The organism is Microbulbifer variabilis (genome assembly GCF_020524905.1).
Classification (GTDB): domain Bacteria; phylum Pseudomonadota; class Gammaproteobacteria; order Pseudomonadales; family Cellvibrionaceae; genus Microbulbifer; species Microbulbifer variabilis_A.
On sequence record NZ_JAIVKI010000006.1, the window covers coordinates 190,126 to 208,974 of the forward strand.

Genomic DNA, 18,849 nt, shown 5'->3' on the forward strand with positions numbered 1-18,849 from the left:
GGGGGCAAAAGGGGCTTATAAAAAGCGGGCCCCAGAAATGATCCCTGGGGCCATGGGGAAAAATGATCAAAATTATGTTGGGTTTAACGAGTGCCCTCAACAGGGCTCGCGCTCGGAAGCTTGCTGGACTGGAAGAGCTGGCGGGCCAAGTAGAATACCGATAGCCCTGCCATAATCCCCGGTAGACCTTCGTAAATAGCACCGTGAAGTCCCAGGGCTCGCCAGCCTATAGCGGAGGAAAAACCAACGAGCACGGCTAGGATGCTGGCAGTCTGAGAGGGCTTCCATCCTAGGCACAGCACTAATAGCAGTGGCCCAAATGCACTGGCAAGACCGGACCATGAGAAAATCACCAGGCTGAAAACGCTTTGATTGTTGGTTAATGCCAACATGAGCGCTGCAGCAGTGATGCACACGGTAGCGACCTTCAGCAACCAGGTCTTTTCAGTTTTTTGGGGCAATATGTCGTGGGTAATAGCTGCCGAACAGCTTAGAAGTAGGGAATCTGCAGTGGACATCGTTGCAGCGAAGATTCCAGCCAATATCAGGCCGACGAGAACGGGGGGGAGCAGCTCTATGGCCATGGTCGGTAGGGCAAGCTCGGCATCAAAACTGCCGGCATCAGCAATATATACTCTAGACAGCAAGCCGACCCCAGTAGCCATACAGTAAAAGAGCACAAACCATAGATAGTACCAAGCTCTTGCCCGGTACATTTTGCTAGAGTCGCTGAGCGTCATGAAGCGCACCATGACATGGGGCTGGCCGATTACAGAAAATCCAGCAAAGAGCCAGCTCACCACGAAGATGGCAATACCCACCCAGCCGGGCATTACAAGTTCCTGCGGGAACCAGTCCATAAATCCTTCGACAGCCTTCATTTGCTCAAGAGTGCTGGAGATCCCACCCAAGTCAGCCAGGGCAACTGCCAACAGAGTGCCCATAGCGCCAATCATCACAATGGATTGTGCGGCATCTGTCCAGATAGATGCGCGAATACCACCGGCAAAACAATAGAGGCAAATCAGCATCGCCCCAGCTACAGCACCGGACCACAGTGGCCAATCCAAAAGCACATGGAGCGCTTTACTACCGGCAATCATCTGTGCAGAGGCGTAGACCAGCAGAAACAGTAGGGAAATAACCCCGATAAGGCGCTGTAGGGTGGAGTGGTTTTGGCCATACCAATTGCTGAGCACTCCGGCATAGCTGACCTCGCCACTGGAATTGGTTGCGCTACTCAGACGTCTATGCACATAGAGAGAGGCGATAAAGTCGCCAGCAATCCAGCCCAGCATAAGCCAGATGGATGCCAGGCCACTGACATAGGTATATCCAATCACGCCGATAAACATATAACCGCTGTTATTAGTTGCTACCGCAGATAAACCTACCAACCAAGGAGGGATGCCTGCACTGGCGAGGTAGTAATCGGCCTTGGTGCCGCGGCTAAACAATGCGGAAGATATACCCACCAAGGTAAATAACAGTAGAAAGCCAATAAATGCGTAGATCACTTGCAGACCTTATGTCGTTTTCACTTTATTTCGATTTGAGGATGCTTTATTTAAGTCGGCCGCTGTGAAAACAGGTCGCAGTAACGTGGAGACTTTTGCAGTTAACTGCCTAACTCTAATGACTCGTTAAGTTTCACACCGAAAGTCACGGCTAACGTTTTGAGCGAACTCGTTATGTATTCTTGTCGTGGTCGTGGCTTTTCATGGCCACGATCTTATCCAGTTCCTTAAATACCTTACTCTCCACCAGGGGTTTGAGGGCATCATCATTTAGGATTTCATCGCGGTAGCTCTCACTCCTTATGATCGCTTCCGCTAGGTAGCGTACGGCTTCTTCGAACTGGCCCATGGTGGTGTGTGCACAAGCCAACTGATAAAACGCATGACCATTGTCATGGTCGATGCTGAGGGCTTGATGGCAAAGATTAATGGCCCACTGGGGTTCGTTGAGCTCAAGAACCGCATCAGCCTTATAGGTGAGAGCCTCTACGTCCTCTCGACGTAGCTGTAAAATCTCATCGTAGACAGCGATCTTATTGGCTACGGATGACTCCTGCTGTGCACGCAGCCAGAGTGACTGAACCTCCTGGGTTAGCTCGATTTCCTCTCGGTTTTCCTCGATGTGCTGGGTCTTTTGCTGAAGCTGATTCTCAATCACCTCAAGACGCTTTTCATATTCCTGCACCAAGCGGGAAATTTCCTCATCGGCAAGAGTGTGAACGCGCTCCTTAATATCTTGGAAAGATCGCCATCCCACCAAAACTAAAATCGAGGTGGCGCCGGCAATCAGATAAAAGAAGTAGGTTACGGTATCGGTAGCGTAAGTTACTGCCCGATCCACCGAGTTGTGCTCACGATCCACAATTTGTTGGATGAGGTCCTGCTTGATTTGCGCCTGGTCAATACGCAACTGCTTGAGTTCATCCAGGATATACCGCTCTACAAAAGGGGTATACATGGCTTCACTCAGGGTCTCTACTTCTTCTTCAATATTGTTGTTTGTATTATTTTTATTGTTTTTTTTATCATTCGCCTCTTGGGCAAATACTGCGAAAGAGGCGAATAGGACAACAGAAAAGATAACAGCTAGGAAGCGAGGCATATCGCGGTTCCATGATCGTGAACCTCAACTAGTGCTTCGTGAAGGGTTCTCACCGCCACGTCATAGTCAGATTCATTGACAATAAACTGCATGTCTACATGTCGCATTGATTGGTGTACGGCCAGTACGCTGATGTCTTTGTTGGATATAGACTGCACCGCCTTGGCCAGGACCCCTGGAATCTGCATATCACTTCCTATTGCGGAAACAATAGCGACTTTGCGCTGATTCAGCTCCGCCTCGGGAAAGCGCTCCTCAATAGCAGACTGAATACGCTTTATGGTTTTCAGGTTGGTAGAAAGGAAATGAGTTAGCGTATTGGCGTTGGTGTCTTTGGATATGATGTGCGCCTTATACCTTTTGATCACCGCGAGTACTTCGCGATCGTAATCTTGAAGGCTTCCGGCCATGTCCTGATCGAACATCTCCAGGGCGTAGACTCCCTTACAACCGGCGATAATTTCCACACAGGGGGAGTCACTGATGTAGTCACCAGTAATCAGGGTTCCGGCATGTTCTGGCTCAAAAGTATTTTTTACCCGCAGGGGAATGTTCTCCTGGCGAAGGCCTTTGGCTGCTTTCGGATGAATGGCTTCCATGCCCAAATTGGCCAGCTGATCGGCTACATCGTAGTTGGTTCTGCCAATGGGAACAGCATTGTCAGGGCCAACCAGACGCGGATCAGCGCTGCTTAAGTGGAATTCCTTATGGATGACGGCTTCTTTTGCGCCTGTTAAGACGGCAAGGCGGCTGAAAGTCATCTCACTATAACCTCGGTCGAAAGAGATCAGCAGACCTTTATCACTATGTGCATAACCAGTGACAATAGGCATCTGCTTGCTCAAGTCGATATTTGCAAAGGCGTCGCGTATACGTTCATCCAGTGAAATGTGTTTGCTGGTCCGCCAGCCGGTCAAGTCCACAAAGCAAGCGTTAACGCCATCCCGTTGTAAGAGTTTAGAGGTATTCCAGGCACTGTGAGCTTCCCCCAGGCTGGCGAGCATCTCTCTTACGGTGCCCAGGTGGGCATCCAGTGAGAAATGGCCGTGTTGGCAAAGGCTTTGTAAATCGCGCAGGCATTTCTGAGCGCCTTGCAGACGCTCATCTAGGAATAGGTTGGCCTCTTTAAGTAATTCGCCATCACCAAATAAACGCTTATTAATCTCGCGCAGTTTTAAACCCAGTTCATTGAATTTTTCCAACCAGCTGTCATCTTCTATACCGCTGGAAAACAATCCGAAGATACCGGGCTGGCCGCTTTTTTTGTGCTCCAGCAATAAATCAGTAATACCGCCATATGCAGAAACCACAAACACTCGATTGTAGAGATCATCTGGGCTCCCTTTAATAATGTTATCCCTGACAGATTCATAATCTGACATTGAAGTCCCACCAATCTTTTCTATCGTATGCATAGTCTCTAATAGATCCTTTTGTACTCTTGGACAGCCTATTTAGTTGCGATCAATTCCGCAGGTAAGGCCGGGTTAAGATATCTCTACAGAAAGCAGGAGCTGCTTCCCTTTTCAAGGGGATTATCTTTCCAAAGGAAAATTACAAAACGGTCGGTCTCCCTTTTAGCTGTTAGCTGCTTTAAATACCTGGCTATATAAATAAGAGTAGGGGAGGGAATCGAGTCGCGGGTCAAATGACCCCTTCGCGCAACCCGCTTATCCATCAAGCCTGATTGTTGTGAGTAGTTCGGTAAGAACTGTTCGCGACAATGGCAGCTTGTCGGGTTGTGACCCCCTTCGCCCTTGCAGGCATACTACTTATACATCAATGGGGTCGGCCCCAAGTTCGTAGGCACCCTCAGCATTGTGTACTTCCTTACCGTGAAGCGGGGGATTAAACACACATGCCATAGTCATCTCTTCGAAGGCTCGCAAAACATGCTTATCATGCTTATCTAGGATGTAGATAGTTCCCGGTTCAATGGGGTGTTTTTTTTCATCATCCAGGGTTTCCACCTCTCCTCGGCCAGAAATACAATAAACAGCCTCTAGGTGGTTTTGGTAGTGCATTTGAAAATCTGCACCGGTGTAAATAGTGGTGATATGAAAAGAAAAGCCCATCCCATCGTCTTTCAATAGCAGGCGGGTGCTTTCCCAGTTGCCATCAGGGGAAACGATTCTTCGATTCGAGGCTTTGGCTTCGGGCAAATTTCTAACAATCATTGGTAGTCTACCTTTGTCATGTACAGGCAGTCCGCGTTATCCATTCACTTTAATCGTATGGTAATTGACGCCGAGCTTGCCTGATTAAATAAAGTCTAGCAGGCCTTGAAATAGACCTTTTCTTCCGGCATTTCCGTTTCGGCAGCACAGACTTCCTTGATTGCGGATTCAATGATGTCGATGCCTTTTGCCAGATTTTGATCGCTGATAATCAGTGGGCATAACAATTTGACAATATGGTCATCCGCACCACTTGTCTCAATAATCAATCCCTGCTTAAAAGCGGAATGTGTGATTTTTCCGGCGATTTCACCGCTCACACAATCAATCCCCTGGAACATGCCGCGCCCTTTTCTGGTGAAGTGGCCCTCTCCATACTTGCTGACAATATTGTCCAGGCGCTCGGCGATGTATTTACCCTTGCGTTTAATTTCCTGGGAAAACTTATCATCCGACCAGTAATGTTCTATGGCAGATTTTGCTGTTACGAAAGCCAGATTGTTTCCGCGGAAAGTACCGTTATGCTCTCCGGGTTTCCATTGGTCCAGCTCAGGCTTCATTAGTACAACGGCAAAGGGTAGGCCGTAACCGCCGAGGGATTTGGAAAGTGTGATGATATCCGGTTCGATACCAGCTTCTTCAAAGCTAAAATAATCGCCCGTACGACCACAGCCCGCCTGGATATCATCAACAATAAACAGCAAACCGTGTTTTCTGCATATACTCTGCAGATTGCGTAGCCACTCGGCACTAGCGACATTAATGCCACCTTCGCCCTGTACAGTTTCAACAATCACTGCAGCCGGTGAGTTGATGCCGCTACTGGAGTCGGAAAGAACTTTATCGAGGTATTCGGTGGTATCAATATTTTTACCAAGATATCCGTCAAACGGCATTCGGTGGGTGCCATTCAGGCTCACGCCGGCGGCATCTCTATGGTGTGAGTTGCCCGTAGCGGCTAAAGAGCCCAGGCTCACCCCGTGAAAGCCGTTGGTAAAGGTAACGATATTTTGTTGGCCGGTGACGTTGCGGGCAATCTTCATCGCCGCTTCCACCGCATTGGTACCTGTGGGGCCGGTAAACTGAACCACATATTCCATATTGCGCGGTTTAAGGATCTTCTCGTTAAGCGCCTGCAGGAATTCACCTTTCGCCTTGGTATGCATATCCAAGCCGTGGGTGATACCGTCCGCCTGAATGTAATCAAGTAGCACCTCTTTAAAAATCGGGTTGTTGTGCCCGTAATTCAGGGTGCCGGCGCCGGCAAGGAAGTCGAGATACTGATTGCCCTCCTCATCCCACATTAATTCACCTTTTGCGCGACAGAAAACCCGTGGGAAGGAGCGGGCATAGCTTTGCACTTCAGATTCAATCTCATCAAAAATTTTCATTCTTTACTCTTATTGAAGGTTGGTTACTTGAGTGAAAGGCCCGATACGAACAAGGTGTTCCGAGTCATGCTGTCCATCAAAATGGACTTGGCTATCCATCCACTCCGAGGAGTGAAAATCGCCAGAGAGCCTCTGAGCTGCGCCTTTAAAAAGCGCCCAGGAGGCGTGATTGTTCTTAGTGATTGTCGTTTCTAGAAATGAGACTGTTCGACAGATAGGGCGACCAAGGATGTCTTGCAGCATTCGCGAAGCCAGGCCTGCACCGCGCGCCCGTTGAGAGACGGCAACCTGCCAAATGAAAAGGGTGTCTTTGCGCTCGGGGATAAGATAGCCGGAAATAAACCCCAAGGGCTCCTTGCCAGCTTCCGCTATGACGGAGGTGCTTGAAAAGTGGCTGCACTGAAGGAGATTGCAGTAGCTTGAATTGGTGTCCAGCGGGGGGCTGCTCTCAATTAGGCGGTGCGCAGCCATACCATCCTCGAGAAGCGGGGGTCTTAGTAAAATATTTTCTAATCTAGACAAAAAATCTTCCCATTCGGCCAAACAAATTTACAGGTCTAAACATTTTAAAGGTTGAAAATTGAACAAATGAGCCTTAAAAAGTGCTTATTTGAGTTTTTTCGATAAGTCTTTCGTGAAAAATGTTTTGAACGCTAAATATCGTACACGAATGAAATGTAAAGTCCAGTACTATGAGCACAGAGTTATAGATAGTGCTTGGCCTAAATGCACCGGTGGACCTAGGAGGGTTTACTCAAAATTAGGAATTTGCTCTTTTTGTGAATGAGCGGTCAGGGGGATAGGTTGCTCAAGTACTAGCGTCTAGCGCGATGGCTTATTGAGCGGAAATTACTCCGTGAATGATTCATTCTTTAGGGTTGGCTCCCTGAGTCTCTCTTTTCGCGGGGTGAGCTCAAAGCACTTAGATATGAAGTGTGTCATCTATATAATCATAATATTCACTTTGACTCTGGGATTGAGAGGTAGATTTGAACAGCATTGAACAAGTGTTAGTGGCCCTGCGGCGTGTAATAAGGGCCACAGACCTGCACTCTAAGCATCTCGCCAAAACAACAGGACTGACTGCTCCGCAAGTGTTGTTATTGCAGGCCATACGCAATAAGGGTCAGGTCACCATTGGCGAACTGGCCAATGAAGTCAGCCTCAGCCAGGCGACAGTAACCAATATTCTGGATCGCCTTGAGAAAAGAGAGCTTGTCTATCGGCAGCGCTCTCCGTCAGACAAACGCAAAGTGCATGCCTACCTGACAGAACAAGCCATTGAAACATTGAGAGATGCACCTATTCCGCTTCAGGAACAATTTGCACGCCAGTTTGGTGACCTGAAAGACTGGGAGCAGAGTATGATCATCGCTTCATTGCAGCGTGTAGCCCAAATGATGGATGCGCAACATATTGATGCTTCTCCCGTATTGGATATCGGTGTATTGGATAGGCAAGGAGCCGCTATAGAAAACCCCAGCGTCTATCCTGAACGTGCCGAGCCCTTCGATAAGAAAGACGAGTAGTTTCTCTAGAAAAATCCTTCCCGCGGAATACAAGCGCTTGGAGGTTTTCAGGGCGATCTCCATTTCATACTGCTCATTTGAAAAGTAGAAGCTTTCGCACCAGGGATGCCTTGGTTGCGATTCGCCCTGAGAGCCAGAAACCTAGTGGTATTCTGGTTTTGCCCTGTGGTTACTCAGGCTCATAAATAGCACAAGAGCCTTTCATTAATCCCATAGATTAAGCTATATAAACGTAATGTGAATTATCGGGAATCGGTGAAGCTCATAAGTGTCCATCCGTACCGGCCTCCGCACGGCTGAAAAATCATCAGTTAAATCATGACCAGCCCTTTAGCAATTCTAATGCGAGGGAGTGGATAGTGAATTTGTAGTTTGATCCTAATGTTTGTGCGATTATTGGCCCGCCCAAAGCGCCATTCTGCTTGAAAAGCATACAGTAAATGCGTTTTATTGGGATAGGACGGATAAAAACCGAATTTGAAATTGATATCTTTTGACTCTAAGCCTTTTAAGGGTTACATATGCGAAGTTCCGAGCAAAACTCAAATGTTAAAGACTCGATGATCAGTGAGAAAATCAAAATTTATTTTGATAAATCAGTTGATGTAGTTTTTGGGATCATTCTTGTCTTTATCATTATTGGGATAGCGGCGGGGACCCTGCAGCTGTTCGTCACAACATGGAAACTATTCAATTTTGAGGGCATTACTGGTCATTACATAGATATCATAACGGACGTTTTGACCTTATATGTATTGATAGAGTTGTCTAGATCGCTTATTGAGTATTTCCACACCCATAAACTTAGGCTTACATTTATCGTTGATGCCGCAATTGTTTTTGTGCTTAGAGAAATATTGATTGCGCTGTTTAAACATGAGATCAAAGCAGAGATGCTTTACGCATTTTCTGCATTTATATTTGTGCTAGGGGCGCTTCGCATCTGTTCAATATTGGTTTATCAGCGCGAAAAGTTGATGTCTGAATAGCAACAGATCCAAGAAAACTTAAATGGGGTGTCGATTTACAGGCGCCCCAGGCCTCAGCCTCCTCTTACATCCACCTCATCTTTCAATATCTGCCCGCAAAGCCCTGCCCAAGTAAGTAAAATACTCGGTAAAAGCCTGATTAATCCTTTGTCTTTGCCTTCCTATCGGGTAGAGCCCCAGCTGGGCTTCTTCACTGGCTTTGGTGCCCGCGACCAGAAAGTTGTTGCTAATACTGGCATCCTGCACAAACGCCTCAAAAGCGCGAGCACACAGCTCCACGGGCTTGCTGTAATAAAGTAATTTATTGGTTTTATCGGATATTACAGAGGCCCTTACCAAGTTACTGGGGTTATTGCCTTCCTCGTCGAGCATAATGGCCTGAAAGCAAGCAAAAAGTCGGTCATTCAGTGGATGTGGCACCGGTGTCGCATTGTGCAGCCAGGCTTCTGAAGCATACATATTGCTCGATGTATCGCTAAAGGCCTTTTGTGCAAGGTAATGATCGAGCGCATGGAACCATTCATGGGCAATAGCGCCTGGACCGGCATTCTTAGCCAGGGAGAATGATTTGGCAGAGGGATCATAGAAAGCGGAGATTCCCGGGCGCCCGCCAATACCGTATTGGAAGGAAAGGGACCCACGCAGGGAGATAAGCGCTTCAGGTCCCTGCAGGATGACCATTAAGTCGCAAAGGGCATCAAAAAACAAACCCGCAGCCCGGTCTCGTTCCTCTTCTGTCACCCAGCGTCCAATAGCTATGGACCTAAAGCCAAAACGCTTTCTAACATCGACAAAGGATACCTGGTCATTACCCCGTAAATCGGGTCCACGGCGATAAAATTGGCGGGTGGCTACCATAGTTGGCTTGCGGTTTAGCAGGTGTACTGGTGTAAGAAGTGATGGATAAAACTCGAGGAGGATACTATTACAAGCCCTGCTTCACTCACAAGAGCGATATCGGGCAGGCCTTGTGAATAAACGACTACACTTTGGCCAGGCACCTAAAAGCACCTTCTGAGAAATTTTTCGATAGCTAGGGGCTTACTTCTATCGATTGTTAAGCTCCCGTAGTTTTTAGCAGCTCATCAAGAGCCGTCAGGCCTTCACTTGCGTTCAAACTTTATGTAAGTAGCACTTTTGTCCAGCCTGTCAAATCCAGCAATTCGCCGGGAGTCATTTTATGGCCAAGTCCAAGCGTCCTCTGATCTCTATCAATCCATTGAATGGCGAAACACTGAAAACTTTCCATGAGATGAGTCGGGAAGAGCTCGATAAGGCAATAGGCCGAGCTGACAACGCATTCGGGGAATGGAGTGCTCGCAGCTTTAGTGAGCGGGCCTCAATACTCAAACGCGCCAGTGAATTGTTCGAGCAGCGCAGCGACACATTGGCTCGGTTAATGGCTCAAGAAATGGGTAAGAAACTTAGTGATGGCCTGGGTGAGTTAGCGCTTTGCGCAGAGATTTTTGATTACTATGCTGAGGAAGGGGAAAATATTTTAGCACCACAGCAACTATCTACCCGGGAAGGGGAGGGGACTTTAGTATTCCAGCCGTTAGGGGTTGTCTATGGTATCCAGCCGTGGAACTTTCCCTTCTATCAACCTTCCCGTTTTACCGCTGCCAACTTAATCGCCGGCAATGTGGTGCTCACCAAACATGCCTCTAATGTACCCCAGTGTGCCGAGGCTTTTGAACAATTATTATTTGATGCCGGCGTACCCAAGGGTGTCTACACTAACCTACCGGTCACTTCTGCGGGTGCTGCACCGATTATTGATGATGACCGGGTAAAAGGAATTTCTTTTACCGGCAGTAATGCCGCAGGTGCAAAAGTGGCGGAACAGGCGGGTCGCAATGTAAAGAAAACCGTAATGGAACTGGGCGGAGTCGATCCATTTATTGTGCTTGAAGATGCGGATATGGATTTGACCGTTGAGCGATTTGTGGAGGGCAAACTTGGCAACTGTGGCCAAATTTGCCTAGCCGCTAAGAGGATTATCTTAACCGAGCCGATTGCCGATGAATTCCTGGGGCGAGTCACCAAGTTGTTTAAACAATTAAAACCGGGTGATCCCCTTAAAGACACTACTGATTACGGGCCTTTATGTACCGAAAAGGCGGCAGAACACCTGGAAGAGCAGGTCAGTAAATCGGTCAAGGCTGGGGCCCATTTACTGGTGGGGGGGAAACGCAACGGAGCCTTCGTTGAGCCCGGTATCTTAACGGATATACCCGAGGGCTCACCTGCGGCAGAAGAAGAACTGTTTGGCCCAATCGCTTGTGTTTGGGTGGTAAAAGATGAGAAAGCCGCTATCGAGATGGCCAATGACAGCCGCTTTGGCTTGGGTGGCTCTGTCTATACCAAGGATCACGCGAGAGGGCAGCGCGTAGCCGAAAAACTGGAGTGCGGTACTGCCTTCGTGAATCATGTGGCCTCAAGCTATGCGAGTATGCCGATGGGCGGCGTGAAGAAGTCCGGTTATGGTCGAGAGTTGGGCGAGCTGGGGATCAAAGAATTTGTGAATCAGAAATTGATACGACACTTCAATTAAGGAGGTTACTCCAACCGGCCACCCTCGCGAGATTGCGGGGGTTCTGCTGCAGTTTTTATAGCTCCCCATCAAGATTGTGTTAACGCTTGCCTGGAGACACCAATGAAAATACTTGTTGCCGGCGCTAATGGTGCTATAGGTCAGATCCTTGTCGATAAATTAATCGAAAGAGGCTACGAAGTAACTGGCATGGTGCGCAAGGAGTCTCAACAGGAAGCTCTGCGTAAAGCCGGGGCGCACCCCGTTCTTGCGGACCTCACCGATATGGAATCTCTGGCTAAAGCAGTAGAGAAACAAGACGCAGTGGTTTTTGTTGCAGGCTCAAAAGGAAAAGCCCTCGAATCGGTGGATAGGGATGGAGCCATCCAACTTTGTGATGCGGCGAAAAATGCTGGTATTCGGCGATTTATACTGCTGAGTTCTATTTTTGCTGGGCGCCCAGGGCGGGGTCCTGAAAATTTGCAACCATACCTGAAGGCTAAACTCACAGCGGATGTTCATATGCAAAAAAGCGGCCTGGACTATACGATTTTGCGACCGGGAGCACTAAAGGATACGGCAGAAACAGGGGCTATCCGTATAGATGACTCTTTTGAGGGCACTAAGGCGGAGATAAGCCGAGGCGATGTAGCAGAGGTTATCGCTGCATCCCTGTCCGAACCCAAAACGATTGGTGCAGTATTTGAGTTTATAGCGGGAGATACTCCGATTGCAGAAGCCCTGTCCCGCTTGGGTTAAGTTGGGCGGTGACAATGAAAAACCACTTATCGAGCCTGTAATCGTTCTTTGGTGTTGCTGACAATATCCTTGCTGTCCAGATCGCGTTGTTGGCGGCGCTCTATCCAGGTTTTAATTTTCTTATCATCTACACCTTGTGATTGCAGCACTGCCGCGGCTAGATCCAGTCCACGGGGAGTACTCCTATTAACCACCGGATACATGTCAAGAGATTTAAAGCGCTCCAGATCGCTATCACCATCGACAGCAACGAAGCGCTTTAAATTGGGGTAGCGTGCGGATACAACCGGTCTTAGCGCCCTCGATAATTCATAACGAACAATGGTGATAACAATGGCCGAGCGCTCCGCATACTGGAAGGTTTCCATCATACGGATATCAGCCAGGTCACCAAAAGCCACCGGATAGCCATCGGCACTAGCCCTGAGAAACCGATCGTAGTCCATTTCGATGGCATCGTAGCCTATTTTTTGAGCTTCCAGGGCGTCGGCAACCAAACGTCCAACTTCGCCCATACCAAAAATCACCACTGGCGCTGTTGATGTGACCGGCTTGGATTCATGGCTAGGTGCCTTAGAGGATGAGCGCCTCCACAGAAACTTTCCTAAACGATTTCCAAGATTCGAAAGTGTTGGAGTGAGTGCTAAACTGGCGGCCACCCCGGTAATGACAATACCAACGGCCTGCTCCCCCAGTGATTCACGGGCGAGAGGCATAGCAATAATAACGAAGACAAATTCACTGCCCTGTGCCAGCAGAGACCCCAATTGCAGCGATCCGGGAAGAGACCAGCCGCAGGCCCGAGCCGCCAAGGCCACCAGAAAAACTTTGACTGTCATTAGAATTAAGATAAAGAGAATGATTTTTGCCCACTCATCCAACAGGATGCGCCAGTCCAGGGACATACCCACGGTAATAAAGAAAAATGCCAGCAGTAAATTACGAAAAGGCTTCGCTTCCGTTTGGATCACATGGCGATAAGGGGTCTCACTGATCATCATTCCTCCCAGAAACGCCCCCAATGTCAGGGACAATCCCACAGCACCGGTGCCGGCTGCTGTAGCAAGGACGACCAGAAGCGCCATGGCCGTGAAAACCTCTTCGTTCCTGGTTTTGGATAACAGCCCAAATAATGGCCGGATGGCATAGCGACCAAGTAGGACGGCGGTAACAAATGCGACCACTGATTTTGCGATGGCGGAAAGTATTTCTGCAGTAAGGCCATTGTGAGTTGAGGATGGGCTGCCCCCCTCCAGTGAACTTGCCAGCACCAGCAGGAAAATTGCGCAGATATCCTGAAAAATCAGCACCGCAGTTCCGGTGCGACCAACGGGACAGTCTTGTTGCCCCCTCTCTGTGAGACTTTGAACCACGACTGCCGTCGATGAGAGTGCAAGCGCGCCCCCAATGACCCCGGCATAGGCAGGGGAAACCCCCAGAGCCAAGGCGATACCTGCAAAAGCGGCTCCGCACAGCAGAATCTGCAGGGGACCCAGAATGAAAATATCCCTTCGGGCATTCCAGATATTCGATAGGGTAAAATGAAGGCCTATATCAAACAGCAGGAAAACAACACCAAGTTCCGCTAGCAGGTGGGTGGTATTGCTTTCCGGGATCAAATCCAGGGCATGGGGCCCCACCGCCAGGCCCGCAATGAGATAGCCGACAATTGGGCTCAACCTGAGAGGGCGCATCAAAATGATCGCCAATACACCGAGAAGCAGCAATGTAATGACGGGAACGAGTGCGTGTATATCTTCCATGATGTCAGTAAATTAGCCCTCTCCCTTTGGTCTGTCAAAGGTGCTCAAGGTTAAGGGTTTCTAGAGTGTCTCTAGTACTGGCGTATGTTTATTGCGAAATGCCTTTGGGAAAAGTGTAGTCAGGCATTTGTGTGTATTCGTGTAATACGAGCAGAGATCAACCCCAAAATTTCCACCAAGGCTTTTGGGGTTTGCACAGATGGATATTCGCGATTTTGGTGCCTGGGGGAACACCTTGAAGCTGCTCATGGATTTGCCCTTGAAAAGAAATGTAGACCACAAGATTCATAGCTTCTACATTTTCAGCTACAACTTCTCCACCAAAAATCAGTGGTTTTTTGAATCCGTATACCTCTCCTTTTTAAGGGATATCTCGGAGTAGGCTATTCCTCAAGAGGCCAGAGGCACGGGGTGAACTTGAGCAACTTGCAGGGTAATTGCACTATGTTCCCCAAATGAATAATGACAGTGCAGACCAAATACATGACAACAGTAACCCAAAGCCCAAATATTTAAACTTTGAATCGTAAGCTTTAACCAAATTATTGCCAGCAGCAACGACCGGTTCATGTTTACAGCTTTTGTGACCGCCAGATAATGCAAAATCGAAGCAAGCAAAACCGGTAGTATATTTTAGCGGGGACCAACCTGAGTTTGCTTTGAAAGTTGCTGGTTCTCGGCTTTTAAACTCTCGATAAAAGAGAAGGTGTAGATATGCCCAGTGAGTGCATATACTCATCCAGATGATTACTAACACTATGTCTATCATTGATACTTAACATTCCGTAGAGGCCCGAAGCCTCACACCTTGTGATTGTTGTGCATTTTCCTCACACGATCCCTCGGAGTGAGAACTTTGGCTCCAGGATCCACTAAAATTCCGCCCGTATAATCTAGCCACTTACCTAACAATGAAAACACTTTGGAGTAACCTTCCCAGCCTTTAAAATATCCAAAAACGGCGGATACAATATATACAATTGTAAGTATGCAAAAAAAAGTTTCTTCATGGCTGGCAAAGAAAAGCCCACCGATAACTCCTGTGTAAGTTGTTCCTCTAGTCAGTAGTGCGAAGAAACCCACATAGATAAAAATTAGAAAAGTGATAGGAACAAGCCCCAGCATTAATCCTCTAGCAATTTTCTCCGCTTTTGATGGTTGATACATTTGCTATACCGATGCATAGCGCCTCAATAATGGCCGGAGCATGCAATGAGAGGACCCGGCATTAAATAGGCTATTTTGATTTACTGAGGTTTTTCTGTAAGCAGATACATTTCTCGAACAAGTACCTTCGTTGCTTGAGCTGTAGTAAATGGCGAATTCTCGCATCTCACTACCCCCTCAACTCTTGGTGCACCTGTCATGGTTATAAGTGGCAGGAAGAGTGTTTCTACGTCCGTAACCATGTAATGATGCTCGCCATCTTGATATATCATTGTCTCAAACTTGCCGCCACAGAGCTCGGAAGCCTTGTACTCCCAGTCTACCTTTACCTTGTCAGAGCTTTCAAAGACTCTGCCAGCCGCAACCTCCCTGATATAAAACAATCCATCGTCAATTCTGATGTGATGATTGTTGGGGCCATCAAATTCATTTGTACTTGCGCACCCTGCTAGTGATGCCAAAAAGAACGCTAATAATATTCTCATACTTTCTTTCTCGATTTTAATTATTGCTTATTAATAATGGGCAGGTGAAAGAGCAATTGTGCCGTAGCTTCTTATAAGTTTTTTCCACGAATCTTCTCCCTTAAGGCTCTAATGCCGACTGGTTTTAGTGAGCAATAGCTTGCAAAAACATATTCAACTAGAAACGGAACAATTAGTAATAAGGAACCAAACACAAGCAAACTTTCAAATGCCAACCCCGTATAGATGGGAAGGCAGGGGATAAATATCCATCCGAATGATGACGCCCACTTAGATAAGGATGTGTATTTATACTGAAAGAAGCAATTGTCGCAATGCATTCTACTTGAGAATGACAGTACCTTTACCTTTATCGCTTTCTTTTTGCATTTTGGACACTTTCTCATCATGAACTATATCACTAGGCCTCTTTAGCTACCTACTTCCCTAAACTTATAATGTGGCTTAACGGATACGAACCAAAAGGTAAGTGAAACCAAGAAGCCACACGACATATATATTCCATAGCCAACGTCTTGCAATTGTGCCGGCGTATTATGCTTTGCATTCATAAAATATTGAAACAACGCAGGGCTTAGTAAACCAACCAGACAGTAAGGTAGCCAATGCTCTATTGACAGCCGATTCAATACAATATGTGTTGGGATTCCTACCGCCAAGGTAAAAGTGTAGGAAATTGCAAGAAAACCTATACTTACCATAAAAAATAACAAGATCGCCTCATGGGCTTGCATTTCGCCCTTTGCAACTTCAGGTATGAATAGGGCAAGCCAAACCAAGATCGAAGCTGACGGCGCAAGAAAAAACCCTATGAAGCTTCTCTTTAGGTTCATAATTGATTCACATTACACTTGCAGTAGTTGCGCGAACCTTGCACGTCGATAACCTGATATTGTTAAAATGGATCTGCCGTAGTAGGGAAGTGGGCGTGTATATTCTCAACGCCACATACATTGCAGACGCTCTTAATTTTAAGTTTATAGTTTACAAAAAAACTCAACATTTTTAGGAAGTACGGCACCGACTTCAAGATCAAAAAAAGCATTAATAGATAGCCTGCACCACTTCGAACCCCATACCAATTTCTATCCCCAAACTCACCTGAATCAATGGATGAAATCAGCGCGGTTAAAACACCCCAACCAACCAGGTACAATATGCCAGAGAAAAACCCACCAAGAAAAATTATTCCTATTAGGTCTGCAATACTTGCTCTAAATTGGATGCGAGGCCGTTTAATTTTATTACAGCAACGGAAATTCATACAGACCCTTTAATACCCCAAAAAGCAGCGTGCTCCGAAAGGGAGGGTCAGCCTTTGTTTGTTATACATTTTTGACTTTTCCATAACCGACTGGGCACTGCTTTTCTTTCTTACGGGTGTCACATACGTACACTTCCCTAAAATTTTTCGCCCAATTTTCCATCTCTTCTTTAGATACATCGCCGCGCCAAATTTTTTGAAGATGGTAAACATTATCCCTCCCTTTAATTGCCAGCTGCAAAATCTGGGCTTTAAAGTCTTTTCCATTCATACAAACGGTACGCCACATAACTGACTTATAGTTTTTATCCGGAATAAGTTCTAGGTCGATTGACTCAAATGACTGGCATGATTTTCTCCCTGGATCATCTTGAATTTTCCGCACTTGATTAAGCTTTGATCTGTTTCCTCCCTGGATGTTTATCACATAAGCATCAGCCATTCCTTTTTCCTTGCTCTTCCACATGAGACTTTTTAGAGAGCCTTCGACACTCATCAAAACTTCCCATTTGTCAGGATCTAGTTCATACGGCGTAATAAGATTTTCACCTTTGTAGAACTCGTCGGCGAAAGAGCTTAAAGAAAGCGTAACCATGGCCAATAGTAGAATATGTCTCATGATTTTCCTTGTGTATAACGTCAAGTTAAAGGGCGTGCGGCTTTTTGTGTGCCCCAAAGAGTAATAGCGAATGGTTTGAAGGCATTGTTAACTTCGCCCTTCTGAATTTTCAAGAGTATCGGGATAGATCTCTTTTAAGTAGAAAGTGAATAAGGCTGCATACACGCTTACTATCTTAGCTGGCCTCTGTTGTAAAGCTGTGGAGGATAGAGAGTCAAGGCATATTAAATCTACCAATCAACACTGTATGATATACGGCGCTTTGCAGAGGTGACAAGTTGGACTCATAAACCTTTATGGGATTTTTTGATAGGCCAACAATGCATCTTAGTGCTAGCAAGGCGAGCACTAAAAATCCGGCGATCAGCCAAAGTTGGACCATAGGTAATACAGCCGAATATATCGAAAAAGCGGAATACATTACAAAATACAGTATGATAAAACTCGCTGTGGTATTTATAAGATTAGCTCTTCTAAATATTGCGCCCACAATTTCCTTTAAAAGCTAACGTCCGGCCCGGCACTATTCACCGAATTTACGTGCCACTTCATCTCATTACCCACAAAACAAGAGCCACTATTTATACATCGGCTGCCATTCCTCGTTAGGAATCTACTACTAGATTGACTCCGATAAGGTAGACAGATCACTTTGCGCGGCTTTCTCTGATTTTGGCAGTAAGATATGATATCCAGATAATGCTGGTATATATTTTGTGGCTACCGCTTCAGCCGGCGGCCTGCCGCCTTGATTCGAAAAATAATATTCAAAGTAGTAGGCTTTGCCCCCCTCAAATGCTCCAGTGAATTCTAATATCTTTGGCCCCATGAAAGCATTTGCTTGAAGAGCTATTGTATAGGTTCCAGGGTTCAATCTGACTTTGAGGAAACCAAGGTTGTTCAAGCAACCCCCCTCCTGATCATTGATCAATAATTTTAAGCAAACCGTTGATCCATCATTGGCCTCTGGCCGATAAACGTAAATTATTGCTTCTGATTTTGACAGAGGACTATGCGGAGTATATTTGGGGCCTTTTGCTATAGGCCCAGCACAGCCGGCCGCCAGCAAAAGCAGAAATGATAATATTCCAATTCTCAGTGTCATACGATGAGCCCTGATGATTTTTAACATTTTCATAGCGATCATCGTGACCACTTATTTCATATGTATATCTACGCCTAAAGGCTATTTTCTACTGCTATATCAATAGGCTACTGCCACGGTGCACAGGAAAAACAAATACCCATTACCGCTATCCTGTGCTCTAATAGCTTGATAATTTTTAGGAAGTTTTCCTAAATTTTATGATTTCCCAGAGGGGATAAGCACGATGGTAGAAAAATGCTGGTCTATTTCTTCAAAAATGAAACGATCTCAGACCATCCTTTGTTAGCTTACAGTGGCCTTACAAGGTACAGAGCATTTCCAGGATTTGTGCCTAATCAATTAATTCGTAGAAAATCAAAATTGAATAGCTGCGCCATTATCTTAGACAGCGGTCCATGAAAGCAAGTAATTATACGGGATAGAGTGTAATTCGAGAGACTACTGGT

The 18,849-nt window shown here is 46.6% G+C and carries 16 protein-coding genes and 1 pseudogene; 4 read left to right on the top strand and 13 right to left on the bottom strand.

The features are described 5' to 3' along the window. Positions 1-83: 83 nt before the first annotated feature. The 6 genes from LC073_RS09575 to ectA all read right to left on the bottom strand — a co-directional run bounded on the left by LC073_RS09575 (position 84) and on the right by ectA (position 6,730). Entirely contained in the window at positions 84-1,517 is a 1,434-nt protein-coding gene (locus LC073_RS09575; protein WP_226646466.1) for a sodium/proline symporter, read from the bottom strand. Between the two features lie 172 nt (positions 1,518-1,689). Further along, positions 1,690-2,619 (bottom strand): TPR end-of-group domain-containing protein, encoded by a 930-nt coding sequence (locus tag LC073_RS09580; RefSeq protein ID WP_226646468.1) that lies wholly within the window; start codon positions 2,617-2,619, stop codon positions 1,690-1,692. Then, complete coding sequence (locus LC073_RS09585) at positions 2,604-4,034, bottom strand: aspartate kinase (RefSeq protein ID WP_226646470.1); 1,431 nt, start codon at positions 4,032-4,034, stop codon at positions 2,604-2,606. Before LC073_RS09585 ends, LC073_RS09580 begins: the two co-directional genes overlap by 16 nt. A gap of 357 nt (positions 4,035-4,391) precedes the next feature. Next, positions 4,392-4,796 (bottom strand): ectoine synthase, encoded by a 405-nt coding sequence (locus LC073_RS09590; RefSeq protein ID WP_226646472.1) that lies wholly within the window; start codon positions 4,794-4,796, stop codon positions 4,392-4,394. A gap of 95 nt (positions 4,797-4,891) precedes the next feature. Beyond that, complete coding sequence (gene ectB, locus LC073_RS09595) at positions 4,892-6,187, bottom strand: diaminobutyrate--2-oxoglutarate transaminase (RefSeq protein WP_226646475.1); 1,296 nt, start codon at positions 6,185-6,187, stop codon at positions 4,892-4,894. Between the two features lie 9 nt (positions 6,188-6,196). Then, a complete protein-coding gene (gene ectA / locus LC073_RS09600; protein ID WP_319004717.1) occupies positions 6,197-6,730 on the bottom strand; it encodes a diaminobutyrate acetyltransferase in 534 nt (177 codons plus the stop codon). A gap of 446 nt (positions 6,731-7,176) precedes the next feature. Between ectA and LC073_RS09605 the strand changes: the two genes are divergently transcribed. Both LC073_RS09605 and LC073_RS09610 read left to right on the top strand, forming a co-directional pair. After that, positions 7,177-7,716, top strand: coding sequence for a MarR family winged helix-turn-helix transcriptional regulator (locus LC073_RS09605; protein WP_226646479.1), 540 nt, complete (start codon positions 7,177-7,179; stop codon positions 7,714-7,716). Between the two features lie 521 nt (positions 7,717-8,237). Next, positions 8,238-8,705 carry a phosphate-starvation-inducible PsiE family protein gene (locus LC073_RS09610; RefSeq protein ID WP_226646481.1) on the top strand — a complete coding sequence of 156 codons (468 nt, stop codon included), beginning with the start codon at positions 8,238-8,240 and terminating at the stop codon, positions 8,703-8,705. A gap of 75 nt (positions 8,706-8,780) precedes the next feature. Here LC073_RS09610 and LC073_RS09615 read toward each other — a convergent pair whose 3' ends face one another. Further along, positions 8,781-9,563, bottom strand: coding sequence for a CLCA_X family protein (locus tag LC073_RS09615; RefSeq protein ID WP_226646483.1), 783 nt, complete (start codon positions 9,561-9,563; stop codon positions 8,781-8,783). Positions 9,564-9,885: 322 nt separating this feature from the next. On the opposite strand from LC073_RS09615, the gene LC073_RS09620 reads away from it, so the two are divergent. After that, entirely contained in the window at positions 9,886-11,259 is a 1,374-nt protein-coding gene (locus LC073_RS09620) for an NAD-dependent succinate-semialdehyde dehydrogenase (RefSeq protein WP_226646485.1), read from the top strand. 102 nt (positions 11,260-11,361) lie between these two features. Beyond that, the gene (locus LC073_RS09625) at positions 11,362-11,997 is read left to right on the top strand and encodes an SDR family oxidoreductase (RefSeq protein ID WP_226646486.1); all 636 of its coding nucleotides are present in this window, start codon (positions 11,362-11,364) and stop codon (positions 11,995-11,997) included. A gap of 26 nt (positions 11,998-12,023) precedes the next feature. On the opposite strand, the gene LC073_RS09630 is transcribed toward LC073_RS09625, so the two are convergent. The 6 genes and pseudogenes from LC073_RS09630 to LC073_RS09655 all read right to left on the bottom strand — a co-directional run bounded on the left by LC073_RS09630 (position 12,024) and on the right by LC073_RS09655 (position 18,442). Next, positions 12,024-13,760 carry a cation:proton antiporter gene (locus LC073_RS09630; protein WP_226646488.1) on the bottom strand — a complete coding sequence of 579 codons (1,737 nt, stop codon included), beginning with the start codon at positions 13,758-13,760 and terminating at the stop codon, positions 12,024-12,026. Positions 13,761-13,917: 157 nt separating this feature from the next. After that, positions 13,918-14,109, bottom strand: a pseudogene (locus tag LC073_RS21930) (T6SS immunity protein Tdi1 domain-containing protein); the annotation flags it as partial. Positions 14,110-14,561: 452 nt separating this feature from the next. After that, complete coding sequence (locus LC073_RS09640; protein ID WP_226646490.1) at positions 14,562-14,927, bottom strand: hypothetical protein; 366 nt, start codon at positions 14,925-14,927, stop codon at positions 14,562-14,564. An 80-nt stretch (positions 14,928-15,007) separates the two neighbouring features. Further along, positions 15,008-15,412 (bottom strand): hypothetical protein, encoded by a 405-nt coding sequence (locus LC073_RS09645; protein ID WP_226646492.1) that lies wholly within the window; start codon positions 15,410-15,412, stop codon positions 15,008-15,010. A 1,325-nt stretch (positions 15,413-16,737) separates the two neighbouring features. Then, positions 16,738-17,295, bottom strand: a complete 558-nt coding sequence (locus LC073_RS09650; RefSeq protein ID WP_226646494.1) for a hypothetical protein — start codon at positions 17,293-17,295, stop codon at positions 16,738-16,740. A 619-nt stretch (positions 17,296-17,914) separates the two neighbouring features. Beyond that, on the bottom strand, positions 17,915-18,442 hold the full coding sequence (locus LC073_RS09655; RefSeq protein WP_226646495.1) for a DUF2846 domain-containing protein: 528 nt from the start codon (positions 18,440-18,442) through the stop codon (positions 17,915-17,917). Positions 18,443-18,849 lie beyond the last annotated feature (407 nt).